The sequence below is a fragment of the Riemerella anatipestifer genome, assembly GCF_009670965.2.
GTDB classification, from domain to species: Bacteria; Bacteroidota; Bacteroidia; order Flavobacteriales; family Weeksellaceae; genus Riemerella; species Riemerella anatipestifer_B.
Map to the genome: position 1 here is coordinate 775,480 of NZ_CP073239.1, position 22,067 is coordinate 797,546.

Annotated in this window: 21 protein-coding genes; 7 read left to right on the top strand and 14 right to left on the bottom strand. The window is 34.6% G+C overall.

Annotated features, from left to right (window positions below; translation table 11 throughout):
- Window positions 1-9: 9 nt before the first annotated feature.
- The 4 genes from D1J36_RS03625 to D1J36_RS03640 all read right to left on the bottom strand — a co-directional run bounded on the left by D1J36_RS03625 (window position 10) and on the right by D1J36_RS03640 (window position 5,371).
- Window positions 10-795 carry a (Fe-S)-binding protein gene (locus D1J36_RS03625; protein WP_154137731.1) on the bottom strand — a complete coding sequence of 262 codons (786 nt, stop codon included), beginning with the start codon at window positions 793-795 and terminating at the stop codon, window positions 10-12.
- Window positions 796-849: 54 nt separating this feature from the next.
- Window positions 850-2,187 carry a (Fe-S)-binding protein gene (locus tag D1J36_RS03630; RefSeq protein WP_154137730.1) on the bottom strand — a complete coding sequence of 446 codons (1,338 nt, stop codon included), beginning with the start codon at window positions 2,185-2,187 and terminating at the stop codon, window positions 850-852.
- Window positions 2,188-2,201: 14 nt separating this feature from the next.
- Window positions 2,202-3,140: an MlaD family protein gene (locus D1J36_RS03635; RefSeq protein WP_154137729.1), complete on the bottom strand. Its 939-nt coding sequence runs from the start codon at window positions 3,138-3,140 to the stop codon at window positions 2,202-2,204.
- A gap of 104 nt (window positions 3,141-3,244) precedes the next feature.
- Entirely contained in the window at window positions 3,245-5,371 is a 2,127-nt protein-coding gene (locus tag D1J36_RS03640; protein ID WP_154137728.1) for a peptidylprolyl isomerase, read from the bottom strand.
- A 147-nt stretch (window positions 5,372-5,518) separates the two neighbouring features.
- On the opposite strand from D1J36_RS03640, the gene D1J36_RS03645 reads away from it, so the two are divergent.
- The 3 genes from D1J36_RS03645 to D1J36_RS03655 are packed head-to-tail and all read left to right on the top strand — an operon-like array spanning window position 5,519 to window position 7,649.
- Entirely contained in the window at window positions 5,519-5,860 is a 342-nt protein-coding gene (locus D1J36_RS03645; RefSeq protein WP_154137727.1) for a phosphomannose isomerase type II C-terminal cupin domain, read from the top strand.
- A gap of 21 nt (window positions 5,861-5,881) precedes the next feature.
- Entirely contained in the window at window positions 5,882-6,640 is a 759-nt protein-coding gene (locus D1J36_RS03650) for a glycosyltransferase family 2 protein (RefSeq protein ID WP_154137726.1), read from the top strand.
- Window positions 6,618-7,649 (top strand): hypothetical protein, encoded by a 1,032-nt coding sequence (locus D1J36_RS03655; RefSeq protein ID WP_154137725.1) that lies wholly within the window; start codon window positions 6,618-6,620, stop codon window positions 7,647-7,649. The genes D1J36_RS03650 and D1J36_RS03655 overlap by 23 nt, the downstream gene beginning before the upstream one ends.
- A 55-nt stretch (window positions 7,650-7,704) precedes the next feature.
- Here D1J36_RS03655 and rocD read toward each other — a convergent pair whose 3' ends face one another.
- The 6 genes from rocD to pdxA form a co-directional block, all read right to left on the bottom strand.
- Window positions 7,705-8,955 carry an ornithine--oxo-acid transaminase gene (gene rocD, locus D1J36_RS03660; protein WP_154137724.1) on the bottom strand — a complete coding sequence of 417 codons (1,251 nt, stop codon included), beginning with the start codon at window positions 8,953-8,955 and terminating at the stop codon, window positions 7,705-7,707.
- Between the two features lie 118 nt (window positions 8,956-9,073).
- Window positions 9,074-10,429: an acetyl-CoA carboxylase biotin carboxylase subunit gene (gene accC, locus D1J36_RS03665; RefSeq protein ID WP_154137723.1), complete on the bottom strand. Its 1,356-nt coding sequence runs from the start codon at window positions 10,427-10,429 to the stop codon at window positions 9,074-9,076.
- 86 nt (window positions 10,430-10,515) lie between these two features.
- Window positions 10,516-11,007: an acetyl-CoA carboxylase biotin carboxyl carrier protein gene (accB, locus tag D1J36_RS03670; protein ID WP_154137722.1), complete on the bottom strand. Its 492-nt coding sequence runs from the start codon at window positions 11,005-11,007 to the stop codon at window positions 10,516-10,518.
- A gap of 94 nt (window positions 11,008-11,101) precedes the next feature.
- Window positions 11,102-11,305 carry a 50S ribosomal protein L32 gene (gene rpmF, locus D1J36_RS03675; protein ID WP_004917152.1) on the bottom strand — a complete coding sequence of 68 codons (204 nt, stop codon included), beginning with the start codon at window positions 11,303-11,305 and terminating at the stop codon, window positions 11,102-11,104.
- A 43-nt stretch (window positions 11,306-11,348) separates the two neighbouring features.
- The gene (locus D1J36_RS03680; RefSeq protein ID WP_154137883.1) at window positions 11,349-11,888 is read right to left on the bottom strand and encodes a YceD family protein; all 540 of its coding nucleotides are present in this window, start codon (window positions 11,886-11,888) and stop codon (window positions 11,349-11,351) included.
- Window positions 11,889-11,977: 89 nt separating this feature from the next.
- Window positions 11,978-13,063 carry a 4-hydroxythreonine-4-phosphate dehydrogenase PdxA gene (gene pdxA / locus D1J36_RS03685; RefSeq protein ID WP_154137721.1) on the bottom strand — a complete coding sequence of 362 codons (1,086 nt, stop codon included), beginning with the start codon at window positions 13,061-13,063 and terminating at the stop codon, window positions 11,978-11,980.
- Between the two features lie 49 nt (window positions 13,064-13,112).
- On the opposite strand from pdxA, the gene D1J36_RS03690 reads away from it, so the two are divergent.
- The 3 genes from D1J36_RS03690 to D1J36_RS03700 are packed head-to-tail and all read left to right on the top strand — an operon-like array spanning window position 13,113 to window position 15,861.
- Complete coding sequence (locus D1J36_RS03690) at window positions 13,113-13,694, top strand: riboflavin synthase (protein WP_154137720.1); 582 nt, start codon at window positions 13,113-13,115, stop codon at window positions 13,692-13,694.
- The gene (locus D1J36_RS03695) at window positions 13,695-15,149 is read left to right on the top strand and encodes a sensor histidine kinase (protein ID WP_154137719.1); all 1,455 of its coding nucleotides are present in this window, start codon (window positions 13,695-13,697) and stop codon (window positions 15,147-15,149) included.
- Between the two features lie 4 nt (window positions 15,150-15,153).
- The gene (locus D1J36_RS03700) at window positions 15,154-15,861 is read left to right on the top strand and encodes a tRNA1(Val) (adenine(37)-N6)-methyltransferase (protein WP_154137718.1); all 708 of its coding nucleotides are present in this window, start codon (window positions 15,154-15,156) and stop codon (window positions 15,859-15,861) included.
- A 9-nt stretch (window positions 15,862-15,870) separates the two neighbouring features.
- Here D1J36_RS03700 and D1J36_RS03705 read toward each other — a convergent pair whose 3' ends face one another.
- Both D1J36_RS03705 and rpmH read right to left on the bottom strand, forming a co-directional pair.
- Window positions 15,871-16,581, bottom strand: a complete 711-nt coding sequence (locus tag D1J36_RS03705) for a cell division ATP-binding protein FtsE (protein WP_153935618.1) — start codon at window positions 16,579-16,581, stop codon at window positions 15,871-15,873.
- 168 nt (window positions 16,582-16,749) lie between these two features.
- Complete coding sequence (gene rpmH, locus D1J36_RS03710) at window positions 16,750-16,905, bottom strand: 50S ribosomal protein L34 (protein WP_004917131.1); 156 nt, start codon at window positions 16,903-16,905, stop codon at window positions 16,750-16,752.
- Window positions 16,906-17,076: 171 nt separating this feature from the next.
- Between rpmH and D1J36_RS03715 the strand changes: the two genes are divergently transcribed.
- Window positions 17,077-18,081 (top strand): DHH family phosphoesterase, encoded by a 1,005-nt coding sequence (locus tag D1J36_RS03715; RefSeq protein ID WP_154137717.1) that lies wholly within the window; start codon window positions 17,077-17,079, stop codon window positions 18,079-18,081.
- A gap of 74 nt (window positions 18,082-18,155) precedes the next feature.
- Here D1J36_RS03715 and D1J36_RS03720 read toward each other — a convergent pair whose 3' ends face one another.
- Together D1J36_RS03720 and menD are read right to left on the bottom strand one after the other, a co-directional pair.
- On the bottom strand, window positions 18,156-20,288 hold the full coding sequence (locus D1J36_RS03720) for a S46 family peptidase (protein ID WP_154137716.1): 2,133 nt from the start codon (window positions 20,286-20,288) through the stop codon (window positions 18,156-18,158).
- A gap of 90 nt (window positions 20,289-20,378) precedes the next feature.
- On the bottom strand, window positions 20,379-22,052 hold the full coding sequence (menD, locus tag D1J36_RS03725; protein ID WP_154137715.1) for a 2-succinyl-5-enolpyruvyl-6-hydroxy-3-cyclohexene-1-carboxylic-acid synthase: 1,674 nt from the start codon (window positions 22,050-22,052) through the stop codon (window positions 20,379-20,381).
- Between the last annotated feature and the right edge of the window lie 15 nt (window positions 22,053-22,067).

Here is a 22,067-nt window from a genome sequence, read left to right on the forward strand (position 1 = left end):
AACAAGTTTCTACAAATCCTCTGCTTCTGCTAAAAGCTCTACAATATCTTTAACTTCTACTTCGGTGTTTTTATTAAAATGCTTTACACCGTCCGTCATCATCGTATTACAGAAAGGACAACCCGTCGCAATAACATCAGGTGTTTTCGCTAAAGCCTCTTCTGTTCTTTCTATGTTTATGTCTTTGTTTCCTTTTTCTGGTTCTTTAAACATCTGTGCTCCTCCTGCTCCGCAACACAATCCGTTTTGTTTGCAACGCTTCATTTCAACCAACTCTGCATCTAATTTTTTAAGGAGTTCTCTAGGTGCTTCATACTCGTTATTGGCTCTACCGAGGTAACAAGGGTCGTGGAAAGTGATTTTCTTACCTTCAAACTTACCGCCTTCTATCTTCAGTCTTCCCTCCTCCATAAGCTGCTTTAAGAACTGTGTGTGATGTAGCACTTGATAGCTCCCGCCAAGGCTAGGATACTCATTCTTTAATGTATTAAAACAGTGCGGACAAGCCGTTACTATTTTCTTTACTTCATAAGCATTAAGGATTTCTATATTGGTAAGAGCCATCATTTGGAAAACAAACTCGTTCCCTGCTCTCTTAGCTGGGTCTCCCGTACAACTTTCCTCTTGCCCTAACACCGCAAACTCTACCCCTATTTTGTGGAGGATTTTACAAAAGGCTTTGGTGATTTTTTTAGCTCTATCATCAAAACTTCCTGCACAGCCTACCCAAAACAAAACTTCGGGAGCTTTACCTTCGGCAGCGTATTCTGCCATTGTTTTTATTTTGAATTCCATTTATTTGTAATCTAGATTAAAACTATTTTATTTTGCTTCTTGACGGTAGAACTATTAGTCCTCATTAGCCCAATTAAGTCTATCTGCCTGATTATATTGCCAAGGCGCGGCGTTGTTCTCCACATTGGTCATCATCAAATTAAGCTCTTGTGGTGCCGCTGACTGCTCCATTACCAAAAATCTTCTCATCTCAAAAATAATAGACAATGGGTCTATGAGTACAGGACAAGCCTCCACACAAGCATTACAAGAGGTACACGCCCAAAGTTCTTCACGAGTAATATAGTCGTCTAGTAATTTTTTACCATCATCTACAAACTTTCCATTCTTGTTGATGTTTTGTCCTACTTCTTCCAAACGATCTCTTGTAGACATCATTATTTTTCTAGGAGATAATTTTTTTCCCGTTAAATTAGCTGGACAAACCGCAGTACACCTTCCACACTCGGTACAGGTATAAGCATTTAGCAACTGTACTTGGTTTAAATCAAAAATATCCTCTGCTCCAAACTTCGCTGGTGGTTCAGCCCCATCTGGCGAAGCTGCATAAGGGTCTGCATTAGGATCCATCATTAGCTTAATTTCCTTCGTAACAGAATCCAAATTATTAAATGCTCCCTTAGGTTTAAGATTGGCAAACCAAGTATTAGGAAATGCAAAAATAATGTGCAAATGCTTGGAATAGTAAAGGTAATTCATAAAGAATAAAATCCCTAATATATGTACCCACCAAGCACTTCTTTCAACGAAAATAAGAAAAGAACTATCAAAACGAAACACCTCCATAATAGGTACTAAAAATGTTCCGCTCACAGGGAACGCTCCTAAATGATGATAACCTTCTACTCCACGAGTCTGTAAAATAGAGTCTGCTGCATTCATTTTAAGAAATGCCATCATAAGCACAAACTCAATTACTAAAATCCAGTTAGCGTCATTCTTAGGCCAACCTAACATTTCTTTCATATTGAAACGCTTTACAGACAACACATTCCTTCTTACAAAAAATATAGCTACTGCAACTAAGACCAGCAGAGCCATAATTTCTAAAGTGCCAGTAAACAGAGCATATAGCGTTTCTCCCATTACACTCGCTAGAAATCTGTGTGTCCCCAAAAGTCCATCAACTATTATTTCTAACATTTCCATATTGATGACCAAGAAGCCAACATATACCAAAACGTGCAGAGCCCCAGCCACTGGTCTTGCTCCCATTTTACTTTGACCTAAGGCTACATTTGCCATAGTACGCCATCTTTTAGGCTTATTATCAGTTCTATCAATGGCTTTACCAAGTTTGATATTACGATAAATCTCTTTTAAACTCTTAATAAATAGACCAAAGCCTACCACCAAACAAATAAGGAACAATATATTATCTATGTACTGCATTGTAACTGTTTTTTCTATTTCCCAAACACAGAGATGTTGATGTAGCGTTTCGGGTTATTTTTGATATCCTCTATCAACCCATTAAGGTTTTTTGAAGTCTGATTAAGATTATTATAGAGCTGTTCATCTTTAGCTATCTTACCTAAAGACCCCTCTCCGTTTTGTATTCCAGAAATTAACGTATTTAACTTATCAGAAGTAAGGCTTAACTTACTTATGGCATCATTCAACTTATTAACATCTAATTTCTCCGCTACATTGCCGTATTTGTCTAATGTTGTCTTTGCACTCACTGTTGCCAAATTTGCATTATCTAACATTTTTTGTATCTTAGGGTCTGTGCTAGAAAGCATTTGGTTGGTCTGAAGAGAGGTTTGCCTAAATGATTCTACTGTACGGTTAAGACTTTGTAACAACTGCTTGATTTCTCTCCTATTTTGCTCGTCCATAATTTTATTGGTACTCGCAAGAGTAGAGTCTAAGTTGGTTAGGACATGAGACAACTGGTCTTTAACAGGTTTAACTTCAGAAGATAGACTATTAAATACCGACTGCTGAAGCACTCCCATCAGAGTATCTCCATTCTTAGCTTGCTCACCATCATATACCAAATTAACCCTAACCTCCTTACCAGACATCAGTCCTGGTTCAAATATCTCTACCGTAGATTTTTTAGAGAAATCAAACTTATTATCTACCGTAATTTTAACTACAAAGTAAATATGTCCGTCAGCTGCTTTAACAGGCTTTATCTCTTTTACTTGTCCAACCTTCAGCCCATTTATGGATACCGCATTAGATGCAGAAAGCCCCTGTACATTGTCGTATTTCACATAATATATATCGTCTGTAGAAAACACATTCCTCCCTTTCATAAACTGATACAGGAGTACAAAACCTACAATAGCCAATATTGCAATAAGCCCCGCTTTTAATTCTTTAGAAAACTTCATTTTGTTACATTAGGTTCAACTAAGCAAAGATAAGATTTTTAATTTTTAACATCAAAAAAGCGACTATAAAGTCGCTTTTTAATCATATTTATATTAAATCTAAATTATTGCTCTTGAGTTTTATTATAAACTTCAATTCTATAATCTTTTATATCTGCATTATCCTGAAGGCTCTTCAGTAAGCTCTGTGTAAACATTTGAGCATTCTGTTGCTCTAACATTTGCACAAACTGCTTAGCATCTCCTGGCTGCTTATTCTCTGCCACCCTTTTCTTAACCACAACATAAACACCAGTATTACCTTCTATTGGTTTAGAAACTTTATTAGGAGCCACACCAAAAGCCGCACCCGCTACCTTAGGTTCCATTGCCATACCTAAACTAGGAGTTAGCATATTTATCTGTCCGCTCTCTTTAACCATTCCAAACTGTTTAGCTATTTGATCCAATGACGAAGACTTAGAAGCATTTAATTTTTCAACGATTTTCTTAGCCAATAACTGATTTCTTACTATTGGTTCTATTTGCTCTCTTACTGACTCTGGATCTGCCAATCCCGCTTCTTGTTTTCCATTAAGATAAGCTACTACATAATCTCCGTTACTTGTAGTAAAGATATTTGTATCTCCCTTATTCGTGTCTTTATTGAAAGCCCAAGCCAAAACTTCTTCATCTTTATCTGTACCTAAACCTTGTATCTGTCCTTGAAAACGACTTACCATTTTAGGATTAGCAAACTGATAGTTGCTCTTCTTAGCTAAATTAGCAAACTCATTAAAAGATTTACCTTGAATCTGCTGTATAAAATTATTTGCTTGTGCGTAAACTTTATTCTGTGTTTCTTTAGAAGCTCTTATATCTTTAGCTAAGTTAGCTATTTTATAAACAGGCATCTTATTTTCATTTACCATAACATGGTATCCAAATTGAGTCTCCACAACACCTACTGCACCTTTAGGATTAGACTCTACCCAATCTGCAAAAGGCTTTACAAAACCACTCTTACCAGGAAGAACCCATTGTAACATTCCCCCTTGTTGTGCAGACCCTTTATCAGCTGACAATGACACAAACTGAGCAAATTTAGCAGGATCCGCCTTTACTTGAGCAGCGATGCTATCCGCTAACTTTTTAGCTTCCTCTTTAGTTCTTTTTATCGAAGGATCTTGCTTAGCTACATCTGTACCTGCAAAAGCAATCAGAATATGCTTAGGTAAAGTTGCCTCACTTTTACCTGCTAATTTAGTCACATAGTATTTACCTCCTGATTTATATGGACCGTAAACTTGACCTACAGTAGCTGTCTTCACAAAAGCCTGCGCTTCTTGTGGCACTTCTTGCTCTGACACAAAACCATACTTAACGGGAGCTTCTGAATTTATTTCCACAAACATAGAGTCACTAGGAGAGTTTAAGAAGTTCTCTCCCTCGCCGTTATAAAGTTTTTTTAACTCTTTTAGTATCAAGCTATCATCCATCGCACTAGGTTTGGCAGGAAACAAAACTACTCCTAAATTTCTGCTTGCCTCTGCCTTAAATGCAACAGGGTGCTTCTTGATAAAATTAGCCAAATCTTCAGAGGTTACTTTTACAGGATTCTTTTGTGCAAATGTATTGTAATCTATTTTCACAAAATCTATATCCGCCACCTGATCTCTATTTTTCATGATAAGCTCAGCTTCTTTTTTGCCTACCGTAATACCATTAGTTACGTTAGCAAAAAGCTGACGAGCCATCATTCTGTACTCTATTGTTTTTCTGATATTAAGCCACTGATTATACTCCTGTACTCTACCACTTTCTCTAAGCCCTTCTATTTCCTTTTTAATTTCGGTTAGCTTAAAGTTTCCTTTAGCATCAAAATTTTGAGGATTTTGTGAAAACATTGGGTCGTACTGCAACTGATTCCAAAAGAAATCTTCAGTAAGTTCTAATCCCATTTTCTCAAACTGTTGTTTGATAAGTTTAGACTGTACCAAAGTTTGCCAAGCCTGCTCTTCCAATCCTACCAAAGGTTGACCTTGGCTTTCCGCTTGATTACGCATTAGCATAAGTTGCTCATTATACTCGTCCCTAGTAATTTCCTCACCATTTACTTTACCAAGAATGTTAGGATCTTTACCAAAAACCTTATCTAAACTATCTGGATTTACCAAAAATGCTAGTAGTGCAATAGCAATAAAACCTATCAATATCCAAGGTCTTTTTCTAATTTCTCCTAAAACTGCCATTTCTAATATTTAGTTTTTAAAATCAATTTGCGAAAATACACATTTTTAGAATAATATAAAACATTATTTTCTTTTATTTTTCTCCCAAAACTTTAGGAAATAAACAAATTTATTTACTTTTGTGTCTTCAATCTTAAAGAGAACTGTATGGAAATAGGAGAAAGACCTTGGGGAAAGTATTTTGTATTGGCTGATATGCCACATTACAAACTAAAACGTGTGGAAGTATTATCTGGACAGCGCCTCTCTTACCAATACCACAACAAGAGACAAGAAGCTTGGACTATTATACAAGGAACAGCTAAGGTAACTTTAGATGACATAGAAACTATTTATAAATATGGTGAAACCGTTGTTATACCTTTAGGAGCAAAACATAGAATAGAAAATACAGGTAATGATCTGCTTGTTTTCATAGAAGTACAAACAGGGACTTACTTTGGAGAGGACGATATTGTAAGACTACAAGACGATTACGCAAGAGAGTAAATTAAAATAGGGTAAAAAAACATGTTAAAGTCATTCAAAATTTCCGTAGTTCTTAATACTTATAACTCTGAGAAGTATTTAGACCGTGTTTTAAGTGCTGTTAGAGATGTTGATGAAATTTTGATATGTGACATGTATAGCCAAGATAACACCGTTGAAATTGCTAAAAAGTTTGGGGCTAAAATCATTTATCATGATAATACAGGGTATGTAGAGCCCGCAAGAAATTTTGCAATACAAAGTGCTAAAAATGAATGGGTTTTACTACTAGATTCAGACGAATTAATCACCCCTTATTTAAAGGATAAAATAAAATATTTAATAACTCATCCTGAATACTCAGCATATTATTTTCCTAGAAAAAATTATTTTTTGGGGAGGTGGATGAGATCTGTCTATCCAGATTATGTGTGTAGATTATTTAGAAAAAACGATATTGATTGGCCTAAAGAAATTCATTCTCAACCTAAAATTAACGGAAAAATAGAAAAACTCAGTTACAAAGATACAGCAAACGCTATAGAACATCTAGCCGACGAAAATGTCTCTTTGCTATTAAACAAGACAAACCAATATACAACTGCAGAAATCACTAAGAGAAAAGCTCAGAACATAACCCTACTAAAACTTATTTTTTCCCCTTCACTTTGGTTTTTTAAATTCTATTTTCTAAAAGGTGGTGTAAGAGATGGTATCCCAGGTTTTATTTTTTCAGTATTAAAAACCCATTATAAATTTATAACATTAGCAAAACTATATGAATCAAAATACAAAAGGTAAAACCATTCTTTTAGGAGCACCTAAAACATACAATATTAGCGTCCAAATTATAGAGAATTTAAAGGCTATTGGTTTTAATGTTATTGATGCATCTTTTGAACAAAAATACAAGTACAAATCTGTTAAGGACAGACTAGTTAATTTTTTTAGAAAGACATTTTTAAATGATAAAAATTACAAAAATATACTAAGATTTAATGTCCATAGAGATAAAATCATAAAAGAAATAAATGATGCAAAGCCTATAGACTACGCTTTATTCATTCGTCCAGATTTATTTCCAATAGACTTCATTCAAAGTATTCGCTCACAAGTAGGAACTTCGATAGCGTACCAATGGGATGGTATGAATCGATTCGAACATATCAAAAATTACATTCACTTATTTGACCGTTTTTTTGTTTTTGATGAAGTAGATTTAAAGGACGGTTTTTTACCTACTACTAACTTTTATTTTGACTATCATAATTTAGAAACAGCAAACGCTCCCTCCAATATTGTTTATTTTATCGGAACCTATGTAAAAGACAGATACCAAATTCTCCCTTCTATTGTAAAGGAAATTTACAAAGCTGGGTTCACGCCTAATATCAACATCTGTAATGGTGATAAAAAACAAATAGATGAACAAAAATATAAAGGTATCAAAGTGATTACTGATATAGTATCTTTTGAAGATAATTTAAAACAAGTAAAATCTTGCGATGTATTACTAGATTTACTCAACAACATACACAATGGACTTTCTTTTAGAGTATTTGAATCAATAGGCTATCAAAAAAAATTACTTACCAATAATCCATATGTAAAACAGTTTGATTTTTATAATGAAAATAACATTTTTGTATTTGATGAAAATAATCTAAATCTAATACCTGAATTTCTACAAAAACCATATCAACCTTTGCCTCATTCTATTAGAGAGAAGTACAGCTTTTCTAATTGGATTAGGTATATTTTAGATATAGAACCTTACCAATCCATAGATTTACCAAAGTTTATTCCATAAAAAAGACGAGGTTAACACTCGTCTTTTCTATATAAATACCTATCTAAACAGGTAATCAAAATTTAAACTCTAATACTGTTTTTTCTATAATAGCAACGCACTCCATTAGTTGCTCCTCTGTAATTACCAAAGGCGGAGCTAAACGGATAATATTACCATGTGTAGGCTTCGCTAGTAATCCATTTTTAGCTAAATCTAAACAAAGATTCCATGCTGTTGGACTATCTTGGCTATCGTTGATAAGAATAGCATTTAATAATCCTTTTCCTCTTACTTTATAGATTAAATCTGTTTTTGCTATAATTTTCTCTATTTCTGCTCGGAATATTTTACCCAACCTTTCTGCTCTTTCAGATAATTTCTCCTCCTGAACTACATCCAAAGCTGCTATTGCTACAGCACATGCCAAAGGGTTACCTCCAAAAGTAGAACCATGCTGCCCTGGGTGGATGACCTTCATAATATTATCATTCGCTAAAACAGCAGATACTGGATACATTCCTCCAGACAATGCTTTACCTAAGATTAAAATATCTGGCTGCACCTCTTCGTGATGACATGCTATTAGCTTACCCGTTCTAGCAATACCTGTTTGCACTTCGTCTGCAATAAACAATACATTATGCTTTTTACAAAGTTCTTGTGCTTTCTTCAAGAAACCTTCTGTAGGTACATATACCCCAGCTTCACCCTGTATAGGCTCTACCAAAAATCCAGCTATATTTTCAGCCTCTTCTTCTAATACTTTTTGTAAAGCATCTAAATCATCATAAGGTATTCTTATAAACCCTGGTGTAAATGGTCCATAATTACTATGTGCATCAGGGTCGTTAGAAAAAGAAACTATCGTTGTAGTTCTTCCGTGGAAATTATTCTCACAAACAATAATTTTAGCATTATTACCTTGAACGCCTTTTACTTCATAAGCCCATTTTCTCGCAAGTTTTATAGCTGTTTCTACGGCTTCTGCACCAGAGTTCATAGGCAATACTTTATCAAAACCTAAAAGCTTAGTTATCTTCTCTTCATAGATTCCTAGTTTAGAATTATAGAACGCACGAGAGGTTAATGACAGCACCTTAGCTTGTTCCACCAAAGCATTTACAATTTTAGGATGAGAATGCCCTTGATTAACTGCCGAATAAGCAGAAAGGAAATCATAATACTGTTTTCCTTCTACATCCCATACCAAAACACCCTCTCCTCTGTCTAAAACCACTGGTAGTGGATGATAGTTGTGAGCACCATGACGATCCTCCAAATCTATAAAATACTGAGCTGTTTTCAAATTTTTGTTATTTGACATATTACTATTTTTAAATAAATACAAGTATATCGGCAAATTTAATGATTTTTTATTTAAGTAGTTTTTGCCGCTCTTTATGAAAAAAACCCTAAAAAGTTATTTCTAGGGGCTAAACAAATTACATATTTTCGTAATCTTTATTCATTTTAAAGGTCTCCATAAACTTGGTAGTATAATTACCAGCTACAAAGTCTGGATCATCCATCAACTGCCTATGGAAGGATACTGTAGTTTTAACTCCCTCTATATAAAACTCTTCTAAAGCTCTCTTCATTTTAGCAATAGCTTCTTCTCTAGTTTGAGCCGTAGTAATTAGTTTAGCTATCATAGAGTCATAATTAGATGGTATGGTATAACCAGAGTAAACATGAGTATCTACTCTTATCCCGTGTCCTCCTGGAATATTAAGACTAGTAATTTTTCCTGGAGATGGTCTAAAGTCTTGATAAGGATCTTCCGCATTAATCCTACATTCTATTGAGTGTAGTTTAGGATAATGATTTACACCAGATATAGGCGCTCCTGCTGCTAGAAGAATTTGCTCTCTAATAAGGTCATAATCAATAACCTGTTCTGTAATAGGATGTTCTACTTGGATACGAGTATTCATCTCCATAAAGTAGAAATTCCTGTGTTTGTCTACCAAAAACTCTATAGTACCTACCCCTTCATAACCAATATATTCTGCTGCCTTTACAGCTGCTTCTCCCATTTTCTCACGAAGCTCATCAGTCATAAAAGGAGACGGCGTTTCCTCTGTTAATTTTTGATTTCTTCTTTGAATAGAACAATCTCTTTCAGAAAGATGACAAGCTTTACCATACTGGTCTCCTGCCACTTGTATTTCAATATGTCTAGGCTCTTCTATGAGTTTTTCCATGTACATACCGCCGTTACCGAAAGCAGCCACAGCCTCTTGCACAGCAGAATCCCAGTGGTTTCTAAGTTCTTCTGCTTTCCAAACGGCACGCATACCTTTACCACCTCCTCCAGCTGTTGCCTTTATCATTACTGGATAACCAATTTTTTCTGCAATTTTCGCTGCCTCTTCATAAGAGCCTATCAAACCATCAGAACCTGGTACACAAGGTATCCCCGCAGCCTTCATAGTTGCTTTAGCAGTAGCCTTGTCACCCATTTTTTCTATTTGCTCTGGGCTTGCCCCTATGAACTTGATATTATTTTTCTGACAAATTCTAGAAAAATTAGCGTTTTCTGACAAAAAACCATATCCTGGGTGGATAGCATCAGCATTAGTAATCTCGGCTGCAGCAAGTATATTAGGTATACTCAAGTAGGAGTCTTTACTAGTAGGAGGTCCTATACAAACCGCTTCATCTGCAAACCTCACATGCAGACTATCTTTATCTGCCGTAGAATAAACTGCAACGGTTTTAATCCCCATCTCTCTACAAGTACGGAGAATCCTCATTGCAATCTCTCCACGATTGGCTATTAATATTTTTTTAAACATTTTATTAAGAAACTTTAAATTAAAAATAAATTACCCCATATCAACAGAGCAAACTATGACACTTTTTTGACTTAAAATTTCTCTACTTAAGACGGATCAACAAGGAATAGTGGCTGATCATACTCCACAGGAGTTGCATCATCTACCAATATTTTAACTATCTTACCACTTACCTCACTCTCTATTTGGTTAAATAGTTTCATAGCTTCTATAACGCAAACTACCTTCCCTTCAGACACAGAATCTCCCACATTTACAAAAACATCTTTATCTGGCGATGGCTTTCTATAGAAAGTACCTATCATTGGTGATTTAATAGCGATATATTTACTATCATCATCTGCTTTACCCTCCTGAGCTACAGGAGCAGATGGTGAAGATACTGCCGCAGGAGCTACTGGCGATGCCACAGGCGAAACTGCAGGAGATTGTGGTAAAGATTGCTGAACGTAAGTTATATTCTCATTAGAGCCAGGATTTTTAATATTTATTTCGTAATCCTTTGTTTTGTATTTAACCTCAGCTACTTCCGACTTAGAAACAAACTTAATGAGGTTTTGTAAATCTTTTAAATCCATAAGATAATTTTTAGCACCCAAATATAATAACAAAAACCACTCAATCCAAAAAAAAGAGCGGTTTTATGCATAAAATAATTTCTACTACAGTAGTCTAGTTTTCTTCTGTAGTTTCTACATTTTTCTCCATTACTACCTTTCCTCTGTAGTAAAGTTTTCCTTCGTGCCAGTGAGCTCTATGATAAAGATGTAACTCTCCTGTAGTAGCATCTTTAGCTAACTGAGGAACTACTGCTTTGTAGTGAGTTCTTCTTTTATCTCTTCTGGTTGACGACTGTCTTCTCTTAGGATGTGCCATTATTACTGTTTTTTATTTTTCTATATTATGTTAATACTCTTCTCTATTTATTTTTCAACTTGCTTAATGCCTGCCATCTAGGATCTATATCTTCATCAGATTTTTCTTCTTCCAATTCATCTAAGACTTTAGGACTATACCTCTCTAACAAAGCCTCATACTCTTCATTCCCCTCTACCTCTGGTGAAATTTTCTTCATTGGAACAGATAAAATCACCGCCTCGTAAACTAATTGAGCCACATTAAAATGATAATCACTTGAAGGAATTGTAATAACTTCCTCGTTACTATCATCATACTCTTCTCCAAACTTCACTAAAACTTTGAGTTCATGTTCTATTTCATAAGGAAAATCATTTCCACTTATATCACAAATCAAAGTTACTTCTCCTGATACTTTCACCCAAAACTCTAAAAAAGTGGTATGTTTTTCTAATAAAACATCTACCAAAATCTTAGGTTCACTAAAATCTACATTTGCATTAAATAAGCTAAAGAACTCTTTATCTATCTCAAACTCAAACTGGTGTTTACCATTTTTTAAGCCCGAGAAAACAATATCATATTTTCTAAATTTATCCATAAAAATGGTCTGCAAAAATAAGTGTTTTTTTTTATATAACAAAATCTACATTACAAATTAAACAGAACCGATGTTTTTTCCTCTATTTTTTAAACATCTTCATCTGGCAAATCTTCGTCTACGCCATTATTTCCACTTCTTTTAACTTTCAGCTTATTCTCCATAAGAGATTGATATTCGCTCCTATTTTGGAAAATTTTTATCCCTGTAAATACAGCTTCCTCAAAAGAGCTATGATCAGCCATATTTTTTCCTGCTATATCATAAGCTGTCCCATGGTCTGGAGAAGTTCTTATAAAAGGTAAACCCGCCGTATAATTTACTCCCTCCTCATACGCCAAAGTTTTAAATGGTGCTAAACCTTGGTCATGATACATCGCTAAAACAGCATCAAAAGCTTTATATTTTTGTGGCTGAAAGAAACTATCTGCAGGATAAGGTCCGAACGCCAAAACACCATTATCAAAAGCCTCTTTTATTGCTGGAATGATAATTTCTTGCTCCTCTTTGCCTATCGCTCCACCGTCTCCAGCATGTGGATTAAGCCCTAAAACTGCTATTTTGGGTTTAGCAATACAAAAATCTTCCACCAATGTGGCATTTAATATATTTAGGTAGTTTTTTATCTTTTCTTTGCTAATGTTTTGAGCCACTTCCGAAATTGGGATATGATGCGTTACCACGGCTACTTTTAAATCTTCGGTTACTAAAAACATCAATCCTTTCTTCCCAAATTTATCTTCTAGAAAACCTGTATGCCCTGCATGCTTGAATCCATGTTTTAGCATTTCGTCTTTATTGATAGGTGCTGTTACTAAAACATCTACCTCTCCTTCCCTCAAAGCCTCTGTAGCCGCTTCCAAAGAATCTATCGCCATTCTTGTGGATTCCTCCGTAGGTTCTCCTAAATTTACATTAACATTATCTTTCCAAAGATTAACAATATTAATTTTACCAGCAGACGCTTCTGTGGCTTTATTGATATAATTAAAGTTAGTCTGAATTTTAAATATATTTTTTTGATAAGAAAAAAGTTTCCCTGAACCAAATATCACAGGAGTAAAAAAATCGGTAATAGATTTATCCTTTAATGTTTTTAGAATAATTTCAGGACCTATACCGTTAAAATCTCCTATGGAAATCCCTACTCTAGGTTTGTGATGTTTTACACTCATTTTACTTATCTTTGTTTTCTAAAGTTACAAATTTAATAAATTATTTAATATGTTCACAGGAATTATAGAGGCTACGGGAATTGTTGAAAAAATACGTAAAGAAGGGAATAATATACACTTTACCCTATCTTGTCCCTTTACGCAAGAACTCAAAATAGACCAAAGCCTTGCTCATAATGGTTGTTGCCTAACCGTGGTGGACATCAATGAAAACCTCTATACCGTAACAGCCATCAATGAAACTTTGGAAAAAACCAATCTTTCCCAGTGGCAAGAAGGCAGCATAATCAATCTAGAACGATGTACTATGATGAACGGAAGACTAGATGGACACATTGTGCAAGGACATGTAGATGGAGTAGGAACCGTAGAGTCCATAGAAGAAACTAACGGGAGCCACATCATTACAATATCTTATATTTCTGATTTTGTAACTGTTCCACAAGGTTCTATTACCATTAACGGCATTAGCCTAACAGTCGCCAAAAGTATGGATAAAAAATTCTCTGTCGCTATTATTCCTTACACTTGGGAACACACCAATCTAAAACATATTAAAACAGGAGAACTCGTTAATCTTGAGTTTGATATTATCGGAAAATATGTTGCTAAACTAATGAATTTAAAATAGATGTCACAAAAAAGCTATAGTGGTTTCAGTATAAGAAATAGAATTTTCTTCGGTTTTCTACTTATATGTATTTTAAGTATAGTAGGCTCTACCTTTATATCTTATATGATACTGAGACAAAGTGCTCTAACTCAAAACAAAATAGAAATACAGCAAACAGCAGAAGTACTTACCGCCTCTTTAGATTATGCTGTGAGTAGAGAAACCGTAACTCCAAAAAACATTAAAAAAGTTCTAGACAACAAAATCAAAGAGATTGCCGACATCAATAAGCACGATATCATTATCTATGATTTAGAAGGCAATTTTCTTTTGTCAAATAAAAATAGTTCCCTAGTAAAGGATAAAAGAATACCAAACGAGCTCTTAAAAAAAATTATTTCCTCTGATGCAAGAATAGATATACAAACCTACGATGACACTCTCAACAATCAAGTAACTTCATCTTATTTGGTCTTAAAGAATAATATTTTTGAACCTATTGGAATTGTCTACTACCCTTCCTATCACAGTAATATTTCTTACTATGATTTAATAGACAAATACATATATAATATATTTATCATCAATATATTACTAGTTCTAACCAGTATTATTCTTAGCTGGTTTATCTCTAGAAGAGTTACTAGAAGCCTTACTAAAATTTCTGAATTTCTATCTAAAATCAATCTATTTAATAAAGAACTAAAACCCATAAGATACAATAGAAATGACGAGTTAAGCATCTTAGTAAAATCCTACAACAGTATGATTTTCCAGATAGATGCTCAAAAAGAACGCCTTACACATATCGAAAAAGAAAGTGCATGGAGAGAAATGGCAAAACAAGTTGCCCATGAGGTTAAAAACCCACTAACTCCTATGAAACTGCTTATGCAAAGCTTTGAAAGAAGATTTGATGCCAATGCTCCTGATATAGAACAAAAGGTAAAAGAGCTCAGCGACTCTATGATTACTCAAATAGATATTATTTCCAAAGTAGCTACAGCTTTCTCTGAGTTTGCAAAACTACCTGAAAAAGAAGATCAACCTCTTAATTTAAACGAAGAAATCAAAAATATTATCACCATCTTTGATAGCAAGAACATTTTCTTCCATTCTAATAGACCTAATATTATTTTTCCTTTAGACAAGAGCTTCTTTACCAGAATATTAAACAACCTTATTACCAACGCCATACAAGCGGAATCTGAAAAAAGAAAGCTAATCATCAATATAGATTTAGAGGAGCGATATAATTACATAAGATTCACTGTAGAAGACAATGGGGAAGGAATGAGCGAGGAAAAAATGGGAAAAATTTTTGAACCAAATTTCACCTCTAAATCTAGCGGAATGGGACTAGGACTTACCATGGTAAAAAAAATGATTGAAGAGTACAAAGGAAATATTAAGGTAGAGTCTACGCTAGATAAAGGGACTAAATTTACCATTACTATTCCTAAAAACATTTAGTCTAATGCCAAAAGATTTAAAACCTTTTCGTTTCAAAAATTTCTCTATAAAACAAAATACTAGCGTTTTTAGAGTTGGTACGGACGCCGTTCTATTGGGAGCATTAGCAACAGTAGACAATATTAAAACCGCGCTTGAAGTAGGCTGCGGCACAGGTATTATCAGCCTAATGATAGCCCAACGAAACCCTAACTGCTCCATCATCGCCATTGATATTGACGAAAACGCCTCTAATCTAGCACAAGAAAACTTTGATAACTCCGTCTATCAAGAACGACTTAAATCCATCAATATTAATTTTAAGGAATATCAACCCAACCAAAAGTTTGAGCTTATCTTTTCTAATCCTCCATATTTTGAAACTAACACTTCTGATAAAGACAAAATAGCGAGGCAAAGGCTCACTCTAGATTTTGAAGATTTAATTAGAAAAAGCTCTCAACTTCTGTCAAAAGATGGGCTTTTCGCGGTCATTATTCCTAGCGAATATGAGAACCTTTTTATTGAAACTTGTAAAACACATTCGCTTTTCCTACAAAGAAGAGTTAACATAAAAGGAATCGAACACAATCCTAAAAAACGAGTTATATTAGAGTTTTCTTTTTCTAAAAATGAAATAAAAGATGAGGATTTTATTATAGAAAAAAGTCCGAGACAATACTCGGACCAATATTTAGAAGCCACAAAGGACTTTCACATTTTCAATTCTTAAGGATATATATTACTCAAACAACTCCTCTGTAGCCATTACTGAAACCTTACCTGCACTACATTTAATAGCCTCTCCAGGGAAATTTTGTATCATATGATAATCATGTGTTGCCATAAGTACCGCCGCCCCATTCTCTTGAGCCACTTGCTTCAGTAAAGTCATAATATCATTAGAGGTTTCTGGATCCAAATTCCCCGTAGGTTCATCAGCCAAAATAAGCTGCGGATGATTAAGCAAAGCTCTCGCTATCGCTACCCTCTGTTGCTCTCCACCAGATAATTCGTGTGGCATTTTATGCTTTTTGGTTTTCATACCCACACTCGCCAATACCTCATCTATTCTCACCTCCATCTTTGCCTTATCGCTCCAACCTGTTGCTTGAAGTACAAAACGAAGGTTTTTCTCTACGCTCCTATCCGTAAGAAGCTGGAAATCCTGAAATACAATCCCCAATTTTCTCCTAAGATTAGGAATATCCGATGTTTTAAGACTTGCCAAATCAAACCCTGCCACAGTCCCCTTACCTTCTTTTAGAGGAAGATGTCCGTAAAGAACCTTAAGTAAGGAGCTTTTGCCTGAACCCGTTTTACCTATAAGATAACAAAAACCACCTTTTTTAATTTCAAGGTCAACACCGTCTAAAACTGTAAAGTTTTTTTGGACTATTTTAGCATTCTTAAGACTTATGATACTACCTCCTTCTTCGTTTCTATGTGGCATTTTGGATATTTTTAATTTGAATCTCAAAAATAAATAAAACTTTTGAGGTTCAAACCAATTTTAGGAAATTTTAACAATAAAAAGTGCTTGAAAAAAGTTTTCAAGCACTTTTTATACAGTAAAGTAAAATAGCACAGACATCTGCATCAACAGATATCATACATACTACTATCTTTTAGCACGAGATACACTCACTGTTAATCTTTTTCTCCCTTTAGCTCTTCTAGCCGCTAATACGCGTCTACCATTAGGCGTTGACATTCTCTCACGGAATCCGTGCTTATTTCTCTTTTTTCTTTCTGATGGTTGAAATGTTCTTTTCATCACAGTCTTTATTATAGGTCAGTAATATTCTTTCTTTTTTGAGACTGCAAAGATAAATATTTTTTTAAAATATACAAACCTCAACACAAAAATATTTTTTTATTCTTGTATTTACATCTCATTTTAATTTGGCTTATCTATCTTTGCAATCTCATCAAAAAAGAACAAAAAATGTTTAATTCACAAGAAATTAAAGCTATACAAAACTTGATAACGCCTGATAATAAAATTGTTATCATCACTCATTATAACCCAGACGGAGATGCCATAGGCTCTAGTTTGGGACTAAAACATTTTTTAGCAACTCTAAATGTGGAGGCGGAAGTTATTGTCCCTAATGACTTTCCAAAATTTCTTAAATGGATGCCCGAAGCTAAAAAAATTACCATTGCAGAGTATAAAAAGAAAAAAGCTTTTGAACTGATAAGAGATGCTGATGTTATTTTTTGTCTAGATTTCAACACTCTTTCTCGTATTGATATTGTAGGAGAATGGGTAAGCAAATCTCCTGCTACTAAAATTTTAATAGACCACCATCAACAACCTGATGCTTTTGACTTCGTCTACTCTGATACGAGTATCCCCGCAACTTCTCAAATGGTATTTCATTTTATAGAGGCTTTAGAAGGCACTCAAAAACTCAACCAATCCATTGCAGAATGCCTCTACACAGGAATTATGACTGATACAGGCGGATTTAGGTTTAGATCTACCAGTGCTACCACTCATAGAATTATCGCTCAACTGATAGAACACGGTGCAGATCCTGCTAATATAACTTCAAACACTTGGGATACCAATACTATTTCAAGACTCAACCTATTATCTTTAATATTAGGTAGAATAGAATTGATAAAAAACGGAGAAATCGCCATTCTTTGGCTCAAACGCTCTGAATTACAAATGTATGGTTTCCAAAAGGGAGATACCGAAGGTTTTGTAAACTATGGACTTAGTTTACTTGGTGTAAAAGTTTCCGCTTTCTTTATGGAAGACCTTTATGAGGATTTTATAAAAATTTCATTTAGAAGTAAAGATACTGCTGATGTTAACCAGTTTGCTAGACAATATTTTAACGGAGGTGGACACATAAATGCTGCAGGAGGAAAATACCACAAAAGTATAGAAGACACCATACAAGACTTTAAAGAAATAGCCTTGCAATGGGATATTTAGCACATATAAAAAGCAGAACAAATATGAAAATTTGTTCTGCTTTTATTAAATTTAATCCGACTTTAGTAAGTAACTTATTTTACTAATTTCATTTCTTGTATTAGGTTTTTAGCACCTGCGTATTTATCTATTACCCAAAGTACAAATCTTACATCTACATTTATAGTTTTCTGTAATTTAGGCTCAAATACGATATCTCCACTTAGAGCTTCGCTATTTCCATCAAAGGCAATACCTATTAAATGTCCATTAGCATCTATCACTGGAGAACCTGAATTTCCTCCTGTAATATCATTATCAGATAAGAAGTTTACAGGCATATATCCTGCCTTATCTGCATAGATACCATAGTCTTTATTTTTGTATAGTTTTAATACTCTTTGTGGTAAATCAAACTCCTCGTCTCCTTTTTTGTACTTAGCGATAAGACCTTCCATATTAGTGTAGTAGTTACTAGTAACGCCGTGATAAAGTCTATCTGAACGGAACGGAAGTGTATCTACTTTACCATAAGTTAAACGCATCGTAGAGTTAGCATCTGGGTAATATTTTTTCTCTGGAAGAGCTTTTCTAAGACCGTCTAAGAATAGTCTAGTATTCTTATCAAAAGCCTCCTCTACTTTTACATAAGTTTCTGCTTGAAGTCTTTGGTCTGTAACATAAGCATTAGCCCATTGGTAGAGTTTATCTCCATCAATTTTAAATCTATCTGGGTTGTTAAGGAATTGAGTGGCAGATTGCTTATTAGCAAATATAGAAGCATAAGCTAGATTAGCAAGTTCAGAAGCATTAGCATCAGCTAAAGTTTTAGCTTGAGCCTCTTTTTTCACTCTTACTTGATATAGGCTTACGAGCTTACTAAGCATCTCTCCTTCTAGCTGAACATTAAAATGCTCGTAGTAACTATTTATTGCTTTTTCAAGCTCTGGTTTCATTTTGTCTTGTCCAGCTTTATCTTGGTCTGCATAAGTTTTAAATAAACTTCCTAAACGGTAAGCTACACCTATATACTTAGCATTTCTTTGAAGAATGGCATTGTAGTTTTTCTCTACATTTCTATCAGATACTTGGTTGTAGTAAGCCTTTATTTCGTTGAGTACATTACCATAAGTAGCATCATTTTCTGGCTGCACTGCCCATTGTAGGTATTTGTTTTCTAAATTTTGCTTTTCTCCGATAGTCCCATTTTTGTTAACAGCTTCTATAGTCCCAGCTCTGTTTTTCCAATAGTTGGCCACAGAAGCATATTGTGAAGCATAGCCTAATCTTGTAGCATCATCTTTATCCATATACTTTTTCATGATGTCCATAGCGGCTTTAGAGCCTTCTACCCACGCTGGATAATCTTTATTAACAAGTTGAGAGATACCGTAAGAAGTTAAATATCTATTAGTTCTCCCTGGGTAACCCATTATCATTGCAAAATCCCCTGGCTTCACTCCTTTTAGAGAGATAGGAAGGAAATGTTTTGGTTTAAGAGGAACATTATTCACGTTGTATTCAGATGGATTTCCGTTTTTGTCTGCATACACACGGAAGATACTAAAATCCGCTGTATGTCTAGGCCACTCCCAGTTGTCTGTATCTCCACCATATTTACCCAAAGATGCAGGAGGTGTACCTACCAAACGAACATCGGTATAATCTCTGTACACGAAGTAATAGAACTCGTTACCATTAAAGAAATCCTTAATAACAACAGTATATTTACCATTTTCAGAATTTTCTTTTTTGATAGCCTCATATTCAGCTTTTATAATAGCTTCTCTTTCAGAAGCAGTCATATCATTATTAAGTTTAGAGTTGATACGCTCTGTAGCATCTCCCATTCTTTCCAAAAATCTTACATAAAGCCCTTTAGCATTAAGTTCTTCAGACTTTTTCATTGCCCAAAAACCATTAGTTAAATGGTCTTTTTTAGGTGTAGAAAGTGCTGCTATAGCACCATATCCACAGTGGTGATTGGTAAAAATCATACCTTCTGGAGATACAATTTCACCTGTACAAAAACCTCCAAAACTTACAATAGCATCTTTAAGGCTGGAGTTATTAACAGAGTAAATTTCTTCAGGTGTTAAACGAAGCCCTTGCTTCTGCATATCCACACCATTTAATCTTTTAACTAGCATCAGAAGCCACATACCTTCGTCTGCTTTCGCTTGTAGGAAACTCAACAAAAATGTGAGTCCAAGAAACAATCTTTTCATGTTCGATTTATAATTTTAAATATTTAAAAAGTTCGATGGGCTAAAATTAAGCATTTCAAAATAAAACAACAAATTGAGGAAATACACTCATCAATCTAGTTTTAAACTTTTAAAATATGCTTTAAGCACCTCTTCCGAAGAAGCATTTTTGGTATAAATTTCCAATATTTTAGGCTTAGCATCAGGGGAGAAGAAATGAGGTAAACTTCGTTCTACGGTTACCAAATCTTCCGCTCTGAAATACGAAAACCCAAAATGTTTGGCAATAGTTTCGGCATTCTTAGAGTGTTTAGTAGCGATAAACTCGTCCATTGCATTAGTAGTATCAGGTCCTGGTATGATACGGAAAATATTACCCTCTCCATTATTGAGTATAATAATCCTAGTATAAGGCGGAATATAAGGGTTCCAAAGTCCATTGATGTCATAGAAAAAGCTAATATCTCCCGTGATGAGAAGCGTAGGCTTTTCGTTAGCAATAGCAAAACCCATAGCCGTAGAAGTACAACCATCTATACCGCTAGTTCCTCTGTTACAGTAGATTGTATTTTGATACTGAAAATCAAATAACTGAGCATACCTTATAGCTGAACTATTAGAAATGTGGATATTGTATTCTTTTGGTGTGTTTTGGGCGATAATTTCAAAGCATTTAAAATCGGAAAACGGTGCTAAAGAAACATATTCTTCATGCTTAGCATCTAATTTGTTTTTAAGACCTTCCCAAAGATTAAAATAGGTTCTTGGCTCTAGATTGATACCTTGTATAAGTTTTTTAAAGAACTCTTCTGCTTTGGTTTTAATTTTTCTATTAAGCACAAAGTAGGTATCTGGATGCCAATGTTCATCTATATGCCAATGGTTTTTGATTTGAGATTTTCGTAGAAAATGTTTTATCTTTTTAGAAACTACATTTTGCCCAATAGTAATAAGTAAATCTGGAGCATAGTTTGGAAAATCTTTCTCCTCTAAATTGAAAATATAACGGTCTATATGCCCAAAAAACTTCTCGTTGTGAAGGTTAGAGTTAACCTCCGTTAAAACCACCGCTGTATGATTTTTAACTAACTGAGAAAGATAGGTTTCTAGCTCTGGATTTTTATCTAAAGTCCCCGTAAGAATCATTATTTTTTTGGAAGTATTCCATTCTGCTACTAAAGTACTGTCTAGCTCAAAACTATTGTTTTTGCTCTCTTTTTCTACGGTAGGCATTACAGGAATTTCGGATACCAAATTGTACAAAGGTTCCTCTAAAGGAATGTTAATATGCACAGGACCTTGCTTCTCTAAGCAAAGTTCTATGGCCGTTTTAATGGTTTTAAAATTATGTTCATCGGCTTCTTCGTGGCTATCCTCCAAAAGTTGAAAATCACCATAAGAATGCTGTTGAAAAATCTGATTTTGTCTAATGGTTTGTCCATCAAAAATATCAGTATAATCAGAAGGTCTATCGGCGGTTAGCAATAATAAAGGAACATTTTGATAGAAAGCTTCTACCACCGCAGGGTAATAATTAGCCACCGCAGAACCACTAGTACAAGACAAAGCCACAGGCTTCTTCTGACTCTTTGCCATACCTAATGCTACAAATCCTGCACTTCTTTCATCCACTATGCTATAAGCATTAAATTCTTCAAACTCCGTAAAATGTATTGCCATTGGAGCATTTCTAGAACCAGGAGAAATTACAATGTTACTAATGCCATATTGAGATAGCAAATGTGCTAAAATTTGTATACTGCGTTTAGAGGTATATTGTTTCATAGAAAAACTTAAAAA